Raw genomic sequence first — 16,410 nt, forward strand, 5'->3', positions numbered from 1 at the left:
GCGGGGCCCGCCGCAGGGTTCACTAAACTCTCGCCCTTTTGCTCGCGCGCGCTGCGCCCGAGCGCCCGTGCCCATGTCCGCAGTCCCCGCGCAGCTTCCCGCCGCCGAGCCCCTGGCCCGGCTGCTGCTGCAATGGGGCGTGGCGCCGGTGCGCACCGCGCCCGTGGCCGAGCGGCTGGGCGGCTGGCTGGGCTGGGCGGAGGCCATCGGCCTGTCGCAGCTGCTGGCCACGCCGCCATCGGCTGAGGCCAACGTCGCCGCCCGCCGCGAAGCGCAGGACTGGGCCGCTGCCGCGCTGGACCGGCTGCAGGCCGACCTGACCGCCGCCTTCGACGACGCGCTGCTGGCGCAGGACGCGGCCGAGCCCGCGCCCGAGGGCGTGCCGCTGGCCGACCTGCTGGCGCCCTTTCGCCTGCACCACGCGCAGCAGCAGCGCAGCATGGCCGCGCGCATCGCCACGCTGCGCGAGCGGCTGCGGCCGCGCATGGCCGAGGCCTCGGGGCCATTGGCGCGGCTGGCAGTACTGGACGCCGTGTTCGAGCGCACCGCCGTCTTGCACGAGCGCCAGGCCCTCACGGGCCTGCCCGCGCTGCTGACGAAACGCGCCGAGGCCCACCAGGCCGCCGACCCCCGCCACTGGCGCCAACGCTTCTGGGCCGACCTGCAGCGCGCGCTGCGAGCCGAGCTGGACCTCCGATTGCAACCGGTGCTGGGCCTCATTGAGGCGCTGAACCAAGCTGACTGCTGATGAACCGTTTCCTGCACGCCCTCTACCCCCTCGCACTGGCCGCCGGCCTCGCGGGCATTGCCGGCGCCGCGCTGGCCGCCGCACGCCACCACCCGGTGGCGCTGGCGATGACGCTGCTGATCGCGGCCTTCTTCGTGCTGGGCGTGCTGGAGCTGCGCGCCTTCCGCCGCGCGGGCCGGGAGCTGGATGCCGCCCTGGCCGTCGAACCGGGTGACGACTGGGTCGGCACCGTGCCAGCCACGTTGCGGGCCAGCGTGCAGCAGCGCCTGGACGGCCTGCGCGTGGCGCTGCCCGGCTTGGCGCTGGCGCCGGCACTAGCCGGCCTGCTGGTGCTGCTGGGCATGCTGGGCACCTTCATCGGCCTGGTCATCACGCTGAGCAGCACGGCCAGCGCGCTGGGCCAGACGGCCGACCTTGCCGCGCTGCGCAACGCCTTGGGCGCGCCTGTGCAAGGCCTGGGCCTGGCCTTCAGCGCCAGCGTGGCCGGCGTGGCCGGCTCGGCCATGCTGGGCCTGATGGTGGCGCTGGCCCGCCGCGAGCGCGCCGCCGTCGGCGCCCGGCTGGACGTGGCGCTGCTGGGCCGGCTGCGCCCGCTGACGGCCGCGCACCGGCGCGCCATCGAGCAGCAGGCGGCCGAGGCTGCCGCGACTGAAGCTGCACGCCAGAACCAGTTCGAACTCGTCGCCCAGCTGCAGACCTTCGCCCAAGCGATGGCCGACCAGCTCGCCGCGCAGAACGCGCAGTTCCACGGCGAGACGAGCAAGGCCTACGAGAAGCTCGCCGCCAGCGTGGACACGACGTTGCGCACCAGCCTGACGGACGCCGCCCGCCTGGCCGGCGCCGCCATCCAGCCCGCCGCCGAGGCCGCGATGGCCGGCATCGCCCGCGAGGCTGCGGCCCTGCACGAGCGCGTCGGCGCGCAGGTCGGCGAGCAGCTCACGGCCTTGAGCACGCGCTTCGAGGCCGGCGCCGCACAGATCGCACAGCAAGGCGAAGCCGCCGCCCGCGCCCAAGGTGAAGGCCTGGCGCGGCAACGCGAGGCCGCGCTGCAGCTGCTGGCCGACACCGGCCGCGCGACCCAGCAGGCCGTTGACCGTCTTGCCGAACGTGCCGCCGCCGATGCACAAGCGCTGCTGGCTGCCCAGGCCGAGGCCGACGCCGCCCGCGCCGCCGCGCTGCAGGCGCAGGTCGACGCGCTGGCGCAGCAACGCAGCGCCGCCCAACAGGCCATGGCCGACGCGGCCGAGCGCTTTGCCGCGCAGACGCAGGACCTGCTGGACCGCGTGGCCGAGGCGCAAGCCCGCCAGCAGCAGTCGCAAGCCGAGCAGGACGCCCAGCGCCGGGCGGACGCGAAGGCCGAGGCCGAAGCGCTGGCCCAGCAACGTGCCGCCAACGAACAACTGCTCGCCGCCCAGCGCGAGGCGGCGCAACAGCTGCTGGCCGACAGCGGCGCCCGCGCGCAGCAGGCGCTGACCGAGCTGAGCACTGGCTTCGCGGCGCAGACGAAAGACCTGCTGGACCGCATCGCCGACACGCAGACCCGCCACGCGGCGATGCAGGCCGAGCTGGATGCCCAAGCGCGCACCGAGGCCCGCGCCGAAGCGCTGGCGCTGGCCGAGCAGCGCGCCGCCAATGAGCAACTGCTGGCCGCCCAGCGAGAGGCCGCGCAGCAGTTGCTGGCGGCCAGCGGCCAGCGCGCGCAGGACGCGTTGACCGAGCTGACGGCTGGTTTCGCTGCGCAGACGCAGGCCGCCGTCGGCGCGCTGGCCGCTGCGCACACGCAGCTGCAATCGGCCCACGCGGCCCATGACGCCGAGCGCCTGGCCGCCTGGCGCACCGAGTTGCAGGCCGCAGGCGCCGCGCAGCTGGCCCAGCAACAGCAGCTGGCCGACGGCCTGTTGCAGCACACGCGCGAACTGGTCGCCCAGACCGAGGCGCAAGCCAAGACGACGCTCAGCGAAGCCGGCGCGCTGCTGCAGGCTGCCGGCGAGGCGCCGCGCGCCGCCGTCGAGGTGGTGGCTGCGCTGCGTGAGCAGTTGGCGCAAAGTCAGGCCCAGGACCGCGCCGCGCTGGCCGAGCGCGCGGAACTCATGCAGACGGTATCGACGCTGCTGGCCTCGCTGCAGCAGGCGGCCGGCGAGCAGCGCGCGGCGATCGACACGATGTTGGCCGGCGCGGCGTCGCAGGTGGACACGCTGGTGGGCAGCTCCGCCACCCAGCTGGAAGCGCTGGGCCTGCGCTTCACCGAGCAGGCCGGCGCGACCGGCCAGGCGCTCGCCGACGCGGCCACCACCATCGCCGCCAGCGCCGCCGAAATGGGCAGCCTGGGCGAGGGCTTTGGCGCGGCGGTGGAGCAGTTCCAGGGCGCCAACACGCAGCTGGTGCAGCACCTGGCCGCGCTGGAGGAGCGCCTGGGCCAGACGATGACGCGCAGTGACGAGCAGCTGGGCTATTACGTGGCGCAGGCGCGCGAGGTCATCGACCTGTGCCTGGGTTCGCAAAAACAGGTGCTGGACGCGCTGCAGACGACGGCGGCTGCCAATGGATGACCAGCTGGAGATGGAGCAGGAAGGCGTTGGCGCGCCCGCCTGGGCGGCCTTCGGCGACCTGATGGCCGGCGTGCTGGGCGCCTTCGTGCTGGTGCTGGCCGCCGCGCTGGTGGGCCAGCTGGACCTGGCCAACAAGCTGGAGGCCGAGGTGCAGCAGCGCCAGGCCGAACAGGCGCGCCGCGAGGCGCTGGAGCGGGCGCTGGCCGGGCCGCTGGCGGACGGGCGCATCACGCTGGTGGAGGGGCGCATCGGCATCAGCGGCGCGGTGCTGTTCGCGACCGGGTCGGACCAGCTCCACGCCGACGGTCGCGCGCTGCTGAAGAGCCTGGCGCCGCCGCTGCGCACCTACCTCGCCCAGCGCGACGAGATCCTGATGGTCAGCGGCTTCACGGACGACCGAGGGCTGGTGAGCAGCCAGAAGTTCGCCGACAACTGGGAGCTGTCGGCCCAGCGCGCGCTCAACGTGGCGCGGGCGCTGATGGCCGAGGGCCTGCCGCCGGACGCCGTGTTCGCCGCCGCCTTCGGGCCGCAGCAGCCGGTGGCGTCCAACGACGAGGCGGCCGGCCGTGCGCTGAACCGGCGAGTGGAGATCGCACCCACCCCCCGGCCGCGTCGCGCGGTGGCATCGGCCCCGTGATGAACGCGCTCGACGACCCGCAGGCCTGGCTGCAGGCACAGCCCACGTCCGACCCGGTCAGCCGCCGCGTGCTGGAGGGCCTGGCCCGCCGTGCCGCGCGGCAGCCGCAGGGCGCGCTGCGCGAGCGCCTGGTGACCCGGCTGGTGGAGCGCGCGCAGGCACACGCCGCCACGCCCGCCACTGCGCAGCCCGCACCCGCTTCAGCCGGCCCGCTGGCCGAGCTGACGGCACGGCTGCAGGCGGATGCCGGCCCCGAGCTGCGCACCGTGCAACTGCACCGCCGCACCTGGAGCGCGCTGCGGCTGACCCGCCGCATGGCCGAGGTCAGCGCGCCGGTGCCCGATCACCTGGGCCCGTTGAACAGCCAGGTGCTGGTGAGCCGGGCGCTGCAGCAGCTCAAGGACTTGTCGCCCGACTACCTGCAACGCCTGCTGACCCAGCTCGACACGCTGGCCGCGCTGGCGCCGCTGCAGGCCACCGCCGAGCCCGAGAAACCCGCGCGCGCAGCCCGGCCCGCCGCCCGCAAGCCCGTGCCACGCAAGCGCTGAAACACGGCGCCGCCTGAAGCAGCCTCAGGAAAGCACTTATTGGAACGTTGTTCCAAAAGAATGAAAGTGCGTTCCGTTTGGCGCAAGACGCCGTTTTGGAACCCTCGACCGTCAATGACCGACGGGCCGGAGCCGCTGTCTAACTCCCCCGCCTTGCCCTTGCCTGTTGGCCGCCTCCAGGACTCGTTGCCGTTGCGCTGACGCCCGCAGCCGGGCTCACGGCTGCTGACCTCAACAGCAAAGACTGGAGACAAGCAATGAACGGTTTCTCAATGGCGCGCCGCCTGTGGCGCGGGTTCCTGGGCCTGGCACTGGTGGCCGTGGCCGGCAGCGCGGCCGCCGCGCCGGGCGTGCGCACCGTGCCCGCCTGCACCAAGGTCAACGTCAGCGCCACCATCGACGTGCCCGCCGGCACGACCTGGGACGGCGTGGCCAAGTACGGCAAGTGGGTCTGCCTGGTGGGCACCGCGTCCAACATGAAGGGCACGCAGAGCGAGGGCCAGATCCCGATGTTCAAGCTGAACAACGGCTCGACGGTGAAGAACGTCGTCATCGGTGACGGCTCGCTCGGCACCGGCACCAACCTGGCCGCCGGCGGCGCCGACGGCGTGCACTGCTACGGCGTGTGCAACATCACCAACGTCTATTGGGCCGACGTGGGCGAGGACGGCGCCACCGTGCGCAAGCTCAGCGGCGTGACCAGCAAGCTGACCATCAGCGGCGGCGCGGCCTTCAAGGCGGCCGACAAGCTGTTCCAGCACAACAGCGACGGCACGCTGGTGGTGCAGGACTTCTACGCCAACAACATCGGCAAGCTGGTGCGCTCCTGCGGCAATTGCTCCACGCAGTACGCCCGCAAGGTGACGGTGACGGGCGTGCGCCTGGGCACGGTCAATTCGTCCGGCATCGGCGTCAACAGCAGCTACGACAGCAAGTCGGGCATCGCCGGCAAGTACGACGTGGCCACCATCACCGACCTGGTCTACAGCGGCTCCAAGGCCAAGTGCGAGGCCTTCGTCGGCACCGGCTCGGGCAATGAGCCGGTGAAGGACACCAACGCGAGCAACATCGCCCGCGCCTGCGTGTTCAAGTGAAGCGCAGCGTCCGTCAGTTTGCCTGGCTGCTGACGGCCGCGGCCGGCCTGGGGGCCCTCGCCCTCGGGCGACCGGCCGCCGAGCCGGCTGCGGCGGCAAGCCCGCAGGTGGCGCCCAGCCCGGTTCTGCAGATGATCGGGTTGGCGGCACCCGTGGGCGACAACACCGAAGCGCCGCTGCCGGATGCGCCCCAACTGTCGCGCTGGATGGAGCAGCGCGAGTTCGCCCAGGCCGTGCTGGCGCTGCAGCGCGCGCCGCTGGATGCCGACACCCGCGAGCAACTGCTGCAACAGCTGCTGGCCCGCTGGGCCGAGGCCGCCCCCGAGCAGGCCGCACGCTGGGCGCTCGCCACGCCCGGCCAGGCCCATCTGCTGGCGCCGCTGCACGACCGCTGGCTGCAGCAGGACGCCCGCTCGGCCACCGTCTTTGCCGGCAGCCTGCCCGCAGGCGCCGAGCGCCAGGCGCTGCTGGAAGAAGCCCTGTTGCGCTGGACCGCCCAGGACGGCCCTGCCGCGCGCGACTGGCTGCGCTCCTACGCGCCCCAGCCCGAGCTGGACGAGGCCATCGCCCGGCACGCCAGCGGCGACGAACTGGCCCGCCATGCCCCCTACGAGGCGATGGACCTGGTGGCCCGCATCGCCACGCCCGAACGCCGCTGGCAGGCCTGGCAGGCGCTGGCGCGCAGCCTGCACGACATCGAGCCTGAGCGGGTGGCGTCGCTGCTGGCCCGGGCGCCCGGGCTGCTGCCGGCGGACCGGGCGCGGCTGCTGGCCGAGTTGACCTGAACGCGCGGGGTGCCAGCCGGCCATCACCTGCCGGCATACCCGCTGCGATGTCGGTCATGGCATCGCCGGGTTGAGGAGCGGCCGGCGGCCGCGTGTGCGCTGCAACAATCCGGCCCATGACCTTGACCGCCCGCGTCCTCGCCGCCGGCCTGGCGCTGCTGCTCGGCGCCTGCGCCAGCGGGCCTGCACCCACGCCTTCACCGGCCGCGCCACGCCCGCCCGCCGCCGCCCCGCCGCCGCTGCTGACCCCGTCCGGCGCCATCCGCGCGCCGCAGATCGACCGCAGCCACACCTCGCAGAACCAGGACAGCCGCAGCCTCTTCATCGTGCTGCACTACACGGTGCTGGACTGGGAGAAGTCGCTGAAGGTGCTGACCACCGGCGGCCAGGTGTCCAGCCACTACCTGGTGCGCGACAACCCGGCCATCAGCTACGCGCTGGTCGACGAGAACCGCCGCAGCTGGCATGCCGGCGCGAGCTTCTGGGGCGGCCACGCCAACCTGAACTCCTCGTCCATCGGCATCGAAATCGTCAACGCCGGCTATGTCGACGGCCCCGGCGGCCGCGTCTACGCGCCCTTCCCGCAGGCGCAGGTCGACGAGGTCATCGCGCTGGTGCGCGACATCCAGCTGCGCCATAACGTCAAGCCCGAGCGCATCATCGGCCACGCCGACATCGCCCCCGGCCGCAAGCAGGACCCCGGCCCCAACTTCCCCTGGAAGCAGCTCGCCGACGCCGGTCTCATCCCCTGGCCGGACGGCCCGCTGGTGACGCTGAAGATGCTGGAGCACGAGGTGGCGCCGCGTGACGTGGCCTGGCTGCAGGAGCGGCTGGCGCGCATCGGCTACAACGTGTCGCGCTCGGGGCAGATGGATGCGCTGACCCAGTCGGTCGTGTCCACCTTCCAGATGAAGTACCGGCCGCGCGACATCTCCGGCATGGTCGACGCCGAGACGGCCGCGCTGATCGACGTGGCGGCCACGCCCAGCGCGATGCGCGTCAGCGGCGCGGGCGAGGGTGAGACCCGCCCCTACACGTCGCGCTGGTGATGCTGGGTTTCCTGCTCAAACGCCTGGCCACGCTGGTGCCGACATTGATCGGCATCACGCTGGTCGCGTTCGGCCTGATCCGCCTCGTGCCCGGCGACCCCATCGAGGTCATGATGGGCGAGCGCCGGCTGGACCCTGAGGCCCACGCGATGCTCGTCAAGCGCATGGGCCTGGACCAGCCGCTGCCGGTGCAGTACGCGGACTACGTCGGCAAGCTGCTGCAGGGCGACCTGGGCCAGAGCCTGGTGAGCCGCGAGCCGGTCAGCAAGGAGTTCGCGGCGCTGTTCCCGGCAACGGTGGAGCTGGCCACGGCGGCGCTGATCTTTGCGGTCGGCCTGGGGCTGCTGCTGGGCGTCAGCGCGGGGCTCAAGCGCGGCTCGCTGCTGGACCAGGGCGTCATGGGGCTGGCGACAGTGGGCTACTCGATGCCGGTGTTCTGGTGGGGGCTGATCCTCATCATGTTCTTCTCGGTGCAGCTGGGCTGGACGCCGGTGAGCGGCCGCATCGGCATCGAGTACGACCCGGCGCGCGTGACCGGCTTCATGCTGATCGACGCCTGGCTGAGTGGCGAAGAAGGCGCGTTCAAGTCGGCGCTGATGCACCTCATCCTGCCGGCGCTGGTGCTGGGCACCAGCACGCTGGCCGTGGTGGCGCGCATGACGCGCTCGTCGATGCTGGAAGTGCTGCGCGAGGACTATGTGCGCACGGCCCGCGCCAAGGGCTTGTCGCCGACGCGCGTGGTCGTCGTGCACGCGCTGCGCAACGCGCTGATCCCGGTGCTGACGGTGGTGGGCCTGCAGACCGGCAGCCTGCTGGCGGGCGCGGTGCTGACGGAGACCATCTTCTCGTGGCCGGGCATCGGCAAGTGGCTAATCGACTCGATCGCGCGGCGGGACTATCCGGTCGTGCAGGCGGGCATCCTGATCTCGGCGTTGACGTTCATCGGGGTGAACCTGATCGTGGATGTTTTGTATGGGGTGGTGAATCCGCGGATTCGGGGCGGGGGGCATTGAGATGCCACTGCTCTGCGGTCCGATGAACTCGCGCTTTACCTACACAGGCTCGCCATGCCCGCACCTGGACTTGGCAGTCGCCACCGATGCCACCACGCTGGGTGCGGCACTCCGTGACTACGAGGCCCGCTTCCACGCAAGGATCGTCCAATGCCAGGACCCGCGCATCGCAGGCGCCGAGGCTGCGAACAAGTATTTCGAGTACCTGGATCTCAAAAGCGGCAGCATGCAATTGGTCGACGTCCATGTGCTGCGCGGCGACCAGGAAATCTGCCCGAAACGCGATCTGGCGTTTGCGCTTGAGCCGGACGACCTTGTCGACATTGGCGAACTGATCTGCTGAGGCTGGGCGCTCTTCCATGACCATGAACCCCGCATCTGTGTCCGAGCCCATACCAGACGTGACTGCGGCCCCACCCGGCCCGCTGCGCGAGTTCTGGCTTGGCTTCACCGCCAACCGGGGCGCCTTCGCTGCCCTGATCGTCTTCGCGCTGATCGCGCTGGCCTCGCTGTTCGCCCCGCTGATCGCGCCGCACGATCCCATCGAGCAGTACCGCGACTTCATGCTGACGCCGCCGGTCTGGGCCGAGGGCGGCAATGCGCGATTCCTGCTCGGCACGGACGAGCTGGGCCGCGACATGCTGAGCCGGCTGCTGCACGGCGGCCGGGTGTCGCTGGGCATCGGCCTAGCGTCGGTGCTGCTGTCGCTGCTGCCCGGAGTGCTGCTGGGGCTGCTGGCGGCGTTCTTCCAGCGCTGGCTGTCGCCGGCGATCATGCGGGTGATGGACATCGTGCTGGCGCTGCCGTCACTGCTGCTGGCCATCTGCGTCATCACCATCCTGGGGCCAGGTCTTGTCAACACGGTCATCGCCATCGCCATCGGCGCGCTGCCGGGCTATGTGCGGCTGACGCGCGCGGCGGCGCTGGCCGAGATCGGGCGCGACTATGTGACGGCCAGCCGCGTGGCCGGCGCAGGCGTGTGGCGGCTGATGTTCATCACGGTGCTGCCCAACTGCATGGCGCCGTTGATCGTCAACGCGACTTTGAGCTTTTCCTCGGCGATTCTGGAGACGGCGGGGCTGGGCTTTCTAGGGTTGGGCGTGCAGGCGCCGACGCCAGAGTGGGGCACGATGCTCTCGTCCGCGCGGGACTACATCACGCGGGCGTCGTGGGTCGTCACGTTGCCGGGGCTGACGATTCTGGTGACGGTGCTGGCGATCAACCTGATGGGCGACGGGTTGCGCGATGCGCTGGACCCGAAGTTGAAGAAGGTGGCGTGAGATGAGCCTTCTGAACATCCGCAACCTCCGCGTCCACTTCGGCAACTTCCCCGCCGTCGACGGCGTCGATCTCACCGTGGACGCGGGCGAACTGCTGGGCATCGTCGGCGAATCCGGCTCCGGCAAATCGGTCGCCATGCTCGCGCTGATGGGCCTCATCGACGCGCCCGGCAAAGTCACCGCCGACGCCCTCGAATTCCAGGGTCGCGACCTGCTCAAACTCTCGCCAAGCGAGAGACGCGCCCTGATCGGCCGCGACGTCGCCATGGTGTTCCAGGACGCACTGACCAGCCTCAACCCCAGCTACACCGTCGGCGCACAGATCGCCGAAGTGCTGAAGGCCCACCTCAACCTGAGCGGCAGGGCTGCCAAGCAGCGCGTCGTCGAACTGCTGGACCTCGTCGAGATCCCCGACGCCGCCAGCCGCACCAGCGCCTACCCGCACCAGCTCTCCGGCGGCATGAACCAGCGCGTGATGATCGCAATGGCCATCGCCTGCGGCCCCAAGCTGCTCATCGCCGACGAGCCGACCACCGCGCTGGACGTGACCATCCAGGCCCAGATCATGGCGCTGCTGCTCAAGCTGCAACGCGAGCAGGGCATGGGACTCATCATGATCACGCACGACCTGGCCATCGTCGCCGAGATGGCCCAGCGCATCGCGGTGATGTACGCCGGCCAGATCGTCGAGACCGGCCCGGTGCCGGACCTCTTCGACGCGCCGCGCCACCCGTACACGAACGCGCTGCTGGCCGCGATCCCCGAGCACAACAAGGGCGCCACACGCCTGTCCGCGCTGCCAGGCATCGTCCCTGGCGCGATCGACCGGCCGTCGGGTTGCCTGCTGTCGCCGCGCTGCCCACGTGTGCAGCCGCGCTGCGTGGCTGAGCGCCCGGCGCTTGCTGATGGCGTGCGCTGCTTCTATCCCGTCGAGGAGCCAGATCATGTCTGAACTCCTCCTTGAGGCGACCGACCTCGCCAAGCACTACGCCGTCAGCCGCGGCCTCTTCCAGCCCAAGGCCACCGTGAAAGCGCTCAATGGCGTCAGCTTCACGCTGGCACCTCGCAGGACGCTGGCGGTCGTCGGCGAATCCGGCTGCGGCAAGAGCACGCTAGCCCGCCAGCTGACGCTGATCGAGCCGCCCACGCGCGGGTCACTGAAGATCCGCGGCACGGACGCCGCAACGGCCGACAAGGCGACCTTGAAGGCACTGCGCCGCGACGTGCAGATGGTGTTCCAGAACCCGTTCGCGTCACTGAACCCGCGCAAGACCATCGCCACGACGCTGGCCGAACCGCTGCTCATCAACACGCCGCTCTCCGCCGCCGAGCGTCAGGAGCGGGTCGAAGCGCTGGCCACCAAGGTGGGCCTGCGCCCCGAGCATTTGCGGCGTTATCCGCACATGTTCTCGGGCGGCCAGCGCCAGCGCATCGCCATCGCGCGGGCCATGATCCTGAATCCGGGCATCGTCGTCGCCGACGAGCCGGTGAGCGCGCTGGATGTCTCCATCCAGGCCCAGATCCTGAATCTCTTCATGGACCTGCAGGAAGAGTTCGGCACGGGCTATGTGTTCATCTCGCACAACCTGTCGGTCGTGGAGCATGTGGCCGACGAAGTGATGGTGATGTACCTGGGCGCGGCGGTGGAGATCGGCGAAAAGCGCCGGCTGTTCGCCGCGCCGCTGCACCCTTACACGCGGGCCCTGATGAGCGCCACACCGGCCCTGCGCAAGGCGGACCGGCGCGAGCGCATCGTCATCCACGGCGAGCTGCCCAGCCCGCTCAACCCGCCCAGCGGCTGCGCCTTCCACAAGCGTTGCCCGCTGGCCATGCCGCGCTGCAGCGAGGAAGTGCCGTTGCTGCGCGATGTGGACGGCAGGCGCGTGGCCTGCCACGCGGTTTAACGCGGACCGGCGCCGGGCCGTCCCAAGCCGGCACGCAGGCGATGTGCTTGCGGCTCAATGCCGCATGCATCGCCGTCCCCTCGGGACTGAGGCCGGACACGGCAAGTCCTGTGGACTTGTCGTGCCTACCGAAGAGCAGCCGCTCCGCCGGCTGCGCGGTCTGCAAGACCGACCAGGCTTGCCCGCGTTCAGCGCGGCAAGACTGGGCGAGGGGCAGATGACTCAGCGGTTGCGCTTCTTCGCGATTTCGTTGCCGACGACGCCACCGGCTGCAGCGCCGACTGCGGCACCGGCGGTCGTGCCGGTCACCACGCCGCCGATGACGGCGCCGGCAGTGGCGCCGACGACGGTGCTGGTCTCACGCGCCGACATGCCGGCGCAGGCAGTCAAGGCCAGCGTCGCCGCGGCGGCGAGGGAGACGACCATCACGCGCCAGTAGGTGGCGCCGGATTCGACTTGGGTTTGGCTGGTGTTCATGGCAGCTTCTTGGATGTGGTTGGTCATGAAGCTACTTTGGGCGCTGCGCTCATCGCTCGGTGCAGGCCGCTTCGCCGATCCTGTGTCAGACGAAGCCGCACAGCCGCAAAGCAAAGAGCCGCCCGGGCAGGCGGCTCTTCGACGGGGCGGGCAAGCTCAGGTCTTGGCACTCAGGCACTGCTTCATGAACGCCTTGCGCTCGTCGCCGGTCTTGCCCTTGGCGTCGGCATTGCAGGTCTTCATCCTCTGCTGCTGCGGCGTGATGCCGCTCGCAGCCGCAGCGGCGGCAGCCGGCCTGGCGGACAGGCACTCCTTCATGAAGGCCTTGCGTTCGTCGCCCTTCTTGTCGCCGGCGTCCTTGTTGCAGGTCGCCATCTTGGACTGCTGGGCGCTGGGCGCCGGGTCGGCGGCCTGGGCGCTCAGGGCGGCAAAGCTCAGCGCGATGGCGAGAGTGAAGCGTGTCATCTGGAACTCCTTCCTCTAGGAGGGTGATGGGGCCGGAAGATTCAAGCATGACCGCCGGGCGCTGCCAAGCGATCTAACGCCCGGTTGTCAGTCGACTAGAGGATGCGGCGCGGGTGGGCCAGCGCCTCATGGGCCGCATGCAGGCGGCGCACCAGCACGCGGATGAAGCCGCGGTCGAAGCGGTGCTGGCATTCGGGGCTGAGCTGGGCGACGGACTCCGGCGTGAAGCAGATCGTCGTGCACTCATCGGTGACCTTGATGTCGGCGCTGTGCAGGCGCAGGTCGGGGTTGGGCGCCAGGTAGGCCATCTCGCCAACGGACGTGCCCTGCCCCAGCGTCGCCACCAGCCGGCCTTCGCGGAACACCTGCACCTCGCCCTGCGCAATGATGTGGAAGCTGTTGCCCTCCTGACCGCGCTTGAACAGCGCGTGACCGGACGGGTAGCGCTTCCAGCGCGCGCGGCGCACCACCTCCCAGAGCTGCACGTCGCCGAAGTCGGCAAAAAACTCAAGCCTGCGCAGCATGTTGAAGCGCTCCGAGTCGCGCACCTCGCCGAGGCGGTTCAGCGGCACCTGCTGGCTGGCCACCAGCGCCGACAGCGCCTGCGCGAAGCTCTCCCAGTCGGGGAAACGGTCGTGCGGCCCCTTGGCCAGCGCCTTCTGCACGACGGCATCCAGCGCCTCGCTGACGCCCTGGCGCTGGTCGACCAGGGGCAGCGGCGGCTGGTGGTAAATCTGGTGCATCAACGCCATCTGGTGCGGCGCGTCGAAGGGCGGGCGGCCGCCGATCAGGTGGTAGAGCACGGCGCCCAGCGCGTAGATGTCGGCCCGGCAGTCCACGTCGGCGCCCTCGATCTGCTCCGGCGGCATGTAGGCCAGCGAACCGACGCGGTGGATCTGCGTTGAGTCCGCATGCAGGTTCAGCGCCGAGCCGAAGTCGCTGACCTTGACGTCGACCACCTGGCCGGCGCCGTCCAGCACCGCCAGCAGGTTGGCCGGCTTCACGTCGCGATGGATGACGCCCTGACGGTAGACATAGCCCAGCGCCATCGCGCACTTGAAGCCGAGTTCCACGATCTGGTCCAGCGCCAGCAGGCGGTCGCTGCGGCAGAAGTGCTTCAGCGTGACGCCGGGCACGTACTCCATGACAAGGTAGGGCGAGGAGTCCTCGGCGACGGCGTCGAGGATGGCGACGACGTTGGGGTGGTTCAGCCGCCCGGCCAGTGCCGCCTCGGCGCTGAAGAAGCGGTTGCTGAAGTCGCTGGCGGGCGCGTCCGGGGGCGGCGCCCAGCTGCGCATGCGCTTGATGGCCACGTCCTGCGCCTGGAAGGGGTCGCGCGCCAGGAACACGTCGCTGGTGGCGCCCTCGCCCAGGCGCTTGAGCACCTGGTAGCGGCCGATGTGGGCGGGCAGATCGTCGGCGGAAGCGGTCACGCGGGGCATGATACGGGCGGCACGGGCGCGCTGACCGTGCCCCCGGAGGCCGCCTCCTAGAATCCCGCCCCATGATCCAAGCCAAGCAGGCACTGCTCACCGCACTCGCCGACTCTCTGCAGCAAATCGCCCCGGGCTCCAACGCCGTGGCCGCGTTCGAATCTCCCAAGCAGGCCAGCCATGGCGATTTCGCCTGCACGGCCGCCATGCAACTGGCCAAGCCGCTGAAGGCCAACCCGCGCGAACTGGCCACCCGCCTCGTCGCCGCGCTCGAAGCCCAGCCCGCCTTCCAGCAATGGGTGCAGGCGCTGGAGATCGCCGGCCCCGGCTTCATCAACATCCGCCTGAAGCCCGAGGCCAAGCAGGCCGTCGTGGCCGAGGTGCTGAGCGCCGGCGCCAAGTTCGGCCACCGCGCCGCCACCGGCAAGCACGTCATGGTGGAGTTCGTCTCCGCCAACCCGACCGGCCCGCTGCACGTGGGCCATGCCCGCCAGGCCGCGCTGGGCGACGCGATCTGCTCGGTCTTCCAGAGCCAGGGCCACGATGTGACCCGCGAGTTCTATTACAACGACGCCGGCGTGCAGATCGCCACGCTGGCCAACTCCACGCAGATGCGCCTGAAGGGCTTCAAGCCCGGGGATGCCGAGTGGCCCGAGTCGGCCTACAACGGCGACTACATCCAGGACATCGCCGACGCCTTCTTGAAGAAGGAAACTGTCAAGGCCGACGACCGCGAGTTCACCGCGTCGGGCGACATCGACGACCTCGACAGCATCCGCCAGTTCGCCGTCGCCTACCTGCGCCACGAGCAGGACCTGGACCTGCAGGCCTTCGGCCTGAAGTTCGACAACTACTTCCTGGAAAGCAGCGTCTACGCGGGCGGCCAGCTGGAGAAGACCGTCGAGCGCCTCGTTGAAAGCGGCAAGACCTACGAGGAAGGCGGCGCGCTGTGGCTGCGCACCACCGACTACGGTGACGACAAGGACCGCGTCATGCGCAAGAAGGACGGTGGCTTCACCTACTTCGTGCCCGACGTGGCCTACCACATCAACAAGTTCGAGCGCGGCTATACGCAGTGCATCAACATCCAGGGCACGGACCACCACGGCACCATCGCCCGCGTGCGCGCCGGCCTGCAGGCAGTGGGTCTCGGCATCCCTCAGGGCTTCCCTGAGTACGTGCTGAACAAGATGGTCACGGTCATGAAGGGCGGCGAGGAGGTCAAGATCTCCAAGCGCGCCGGCAGCTATGTGACGCTGCGGGACCTGATCGACTGGACCAGCCGCGACGCGGTGCGCTTCTTCCTGATCAGCCGCAAGGCCGACACCGAGTTCGTCTTCGACATCGACGTCGCGCTGAAACAGAACGACGAGAACCCGGTGTTCTACGTGCAGTACGCCCATGCGCGCATCTGCTCGGTGATCCGCAAATGGGGCGGCGATGAGGCGAGCATTGCCGGCGCCGACACCCGCCTGCTGACTGCGCCGACGGAAGAGGCGCTGATGCTCAAGCTCGCCGCCTACCCCGACATGCTCACCGGCGCCGCCGCCGGCCTGGCGCCGCACGACGTGGCCTTCTACGCCCGCGACCTGGCCGGCGCCTACCACTCCTACTACGCCGCCGAGCGCGTGGTCGGCGTGGCGCCGGAGCTCAGCCGCGCCCGCGTGGCGCTGCTGGCCGCGACGCGCCAGGTGCTGGCCAATGCCTTGGGGCTCCTGGGCGTCAGCGCGCCCGAACAGATGAACCGCGACATTCCCGACACCACGGAGACCGAATGACTGCTGCCTCCAAACCCGCCGGCCAGAAGAACCAGAAAGGCGGCTTCGTCCTCGGGCTGATCGTCGGCCTGCTGATCGGCCTGGCCGTGGCCCTGGGCGTGGCCCTGTACATCACCAAGGTGCCCATCCCCTTCGTCAACAAGGTGCCGCAGCGCACGGCCGAGCATGACGCCGCCGAGGCCGAGCGCAACCGCAACTGGGACCCGAACGCGCCGCTGGCCGGCAAGGCCGCGCGCAGCGCCAGCGGCGTCGTCAACGCGCCGCCACCGCTGACCGCCCCGCCGCCGGCCACCACGACGGCCAGCGCCGCCGTGGCCGCCGCCAGCGCTGCGGCGGCCCTGCCGGCGCCGGCTGCAGCACCCAAGCCGGCCGCGTCCAAGCCCGAAACCGCCGCCACGCCCGGCGCCGACGCCTACATCTACTTCGTGCAGGCCGGCGCCTACACCCGCCCCGAGGACGCCGAGGCGCAGAAGGCCAAGCTGGCTATCCAGGGCTTCACCGCCAAGCTGATGGAGCGCGAACAAAACGGTCGCACTGTCTACCGCGTGCGCCTCGGGCCCGTTGACAGCCGGGACGAGGCCGAGAACCTGCAGCGCAAGATTGAGGGTGCGGGCTTCGAGGCCAATCTCGTTCGTGTACAACGCTGACTC

General features: G+C 70.6%; 17 protein-coding genes. 14 read left to right on the forward strand and 3 right to left on the reverse strand.

Annotated features, from left to right (window positions below; all coding sequences use genetic code 11):
• Positions 1 to 73 precede the first annotated feature (73 nt).
• The 12 genes from ACG00Y_RS17280 (at position 74) to ACG00Y_RS17335 (ending at position 11,607) form a co-directional block, all read left to right on the forward strand.
• Positions 74 to 748, forward strand: coding sequence for a DUF3348 family protein (locus tag ACG00Y_RS17280; RefSeq protein WP_394480918.1), 675 nt, complete (start codon positions 74 to 76; stop codon positions 746 to 748).
• A complete protein-coding gene (locus ACG00Y_RS17285; RefSeq protein WP_394480920.1) occupies positions 748 to 3,297 on the forward strand; it encodes a coiled-coil domain-containing protein in 2,550 nt (849 codons plus the stop codon). Before ACG00Y_RS17280 ends, ACG00Y_RS17285 begins: the two co-directional genes overlap by 1 nt.
• Positions 3,290 to 3,934, forward strand: coding sequence for an OmpA family protein (locus ACG00Y_RS17290; RefSeq protein WP_394480921.1), 645 nt, complete (start codon positions 3,290 to 3,292; stop codon positions 3,932 to 3,934). The genes ACG00Y_RS17285 and ACG00Y_RS17290 overlap by 8 nt, the downstream gene beginning before the upstream one ends.
• Entirely contained in the window at positions 3,934 to 4,482 is a 549-nt protein-coding gene (locus tag ACG00Y_RS17295) for a DUF2894 domain-containing protein (RefSeq protein WP_394480922.1), read from the forward strand. Before ACG00Y_RS17290 ends, ACG00Y_RS17295 begins: the two co-directional genes overlap by 1 nt.
• 257 nt (positions 4,483 to 4,739) lie before the next feature.
• On the forward strand, positions 4,740 to 5,576 hold the full coding sequence (locus ACG00Y_RS17300; protein WP_394480924.1) for a pectate lyase: 837 nt from the start codon (positions 4,740 to 4,742) through the stop codon (positions 5,574 to 5,576).
• Complete coding sequence (locus ACG00Y_RS17305) at positions 5,573 to 6,361, forward strand: hypothetical protein (RefSeq protein ID WP_394480926.1); 789 nt, start codon at positions 5,573 to 5,575, stop codon at positions 6,359 to 6,361. The genes ACG00Y_RS17300 and ACG00Y_RS17305 overlap by 4 nt, the downstream gene beginning before the upstream one ends.
• Before the next feature lie 116 nt (positions 6,362 to 6,477).
• A complete protein-coding gene (locus tag ACG00Y_RS17310; RefSeq protein ID WP_394480927.1) occupies positions 6,478 to 7,410 on the forward strand; it encodes an N-acetylmuramoyl-L-alanine amidase in 933 nt (310 codons plus the stop codon).
• Positions 7,410 to 8,423 (forward strand): ABC transporter permease, encoded by a 1,014-nt coding sequence (locus ACG00Y_RS17315; RefSeq protein ID WP_394480929.1) that lies wholly within the window; start codon positions 7,410 to 7,412, stop codon positions 8,421 to 8,423. The genes ACG00Y_RS17310 and ACG00Y_RS17315 overlap by 1 nt, the downstream gene beginning before the upstream one ends.
• Positions 8,424 to 8,445: 22 nt before the next feature.
• Positions 8,446 to 8,766 (forward strand): hypothetical protein, encoded by a 321-nt coding sequence (locus tag ACG00Y_RS17320; RefSeq protein WP_394480931.1) that lies wholly within the window; start codon positions 8,446 to 8,448, stop codon positions 8,764 to 8,766.
• A gap of 22 nt (positions 8,767 to 8,788) precedes the next feature.
• Positions 8,789 to 9,703: an ABC transporter permease subunit gene (locus ACG00Y_RS17325; protein ID WP_394480933.1), complete on the forward strand. Its 915-nt coding sequence runs from the start codon at positions 8,789 to 8,791 to the stop codon at positions 9,701 to 9,703.
• Between the two features lies 1 nt (position 9,704).
• Entirely contained in the window at positions 9,705 to 10,655 is a 951-nt protein-coding gene (locus tag ACG00Y_RS17330; protein ID WP_394480935.1) for an ABC transporter ATP-binding protein, read from the forward strand.
• Positions 10,609 to 11,607, forward strand: coding sequence for a peptide ABC transporter ATP-binding protein (locus tag ACG00Y_RS17335; protein ID WP_394480936.1), 999 nt, complete (start codon positions 10,609 to 10,611; stop codon positions 11,605 to 11,607). Before ACG00Y_RS17330 ends, ACG00Y_RS17335 begins: the two co-directional genes overlap by 47 nt.
• 222 nt (positions 11,608 to 11,829) lie before the next feature.
• On the opposite strand, the gene ACG00Y_RS17340 is transcribed toward ACG00Y_RS17335, so the two are convergent.
• From ACG00Y_RS17340 to ACG00Y_RS17350, 3 genes are all read right to left on the reverse strand, one after another.
• Positions 11,830 to 12,084, reverse strand: a complete 255-nt coding sequence (locus ACG00Y_RS17340; protein ID WP_394480938.1) for a glycine zipper domain-containing protein — start codon at positions 12,082 to 12,084, stop codon at positions 11,830 to 11,832.
• Between the two features lie 156 nt (positions 12,085 to 12,240).
• Entirely contained in the window at positions 12,241 to 12,549 is a 309-nt protein-coding gene (locus ACG00Y_RS17345) for a PsiF family protein (protein ID WP_394480940.1), read from the reverse strand.
• Between the two features lie 95 nt (positions 12,550 to 12,644).
• Positions 12,645 to 13,982 carry a serine/threonine-protein kinase gene (locus tag ACG00Y_RS17350; RefSeq protein ID WP_394480942.1) on the reverse strand — a complete coding sequence of 446 codons (1,338 nt, stop codon included), beginning with the start codon at positions 13,980 to 13,982 and terminating at the stop codon, positions 12,645 to 12,647.
• Positions 13,983 to 14,053: 71 nt separating this feature from the next.
• Here ACG00Y_RS17350 and argS point away from each other — a divergent pair, with 71 nt between their 5' ends.
• Positions 14,054 to 15,760: an arginine--tRNA ligase gene (gene argS / locus ACG00Y_RS17355; protein WP_394480943.1), complete on the forward strand. Its 1,707-nt coding sequence runs from the start codon at positions 14,054 to 14,056 to the stop codon at positions 15,758 to 15,760.
• Positions 15,757 to 16,407, forward strand: coding sequence for an SPOR domain-containing protein (locus tag ACG00Y_RS17360; RefSeq protein ID WP_394480945.1), 651 nt, complete (start codon positions 15,757 to 15,759; stop codon positions 16,405 to 16,407). Before argS ends, ACG00Y_RS17360 begins: the two co-directional genes overlap by 4 nt.
• Positions 16,408 to 16,410 lie beyond the last annotated feature (3 nt).

Source organism: Pelomonas parva (assembly GCF_043555835.1).
Taxonomy (GTDB): Bacteria; Pseudomonadota; Gammaproteobacteria; order Burkholderiales; family Burkholderiaceae_C; genus Pelomonas; species Pelomonas parva.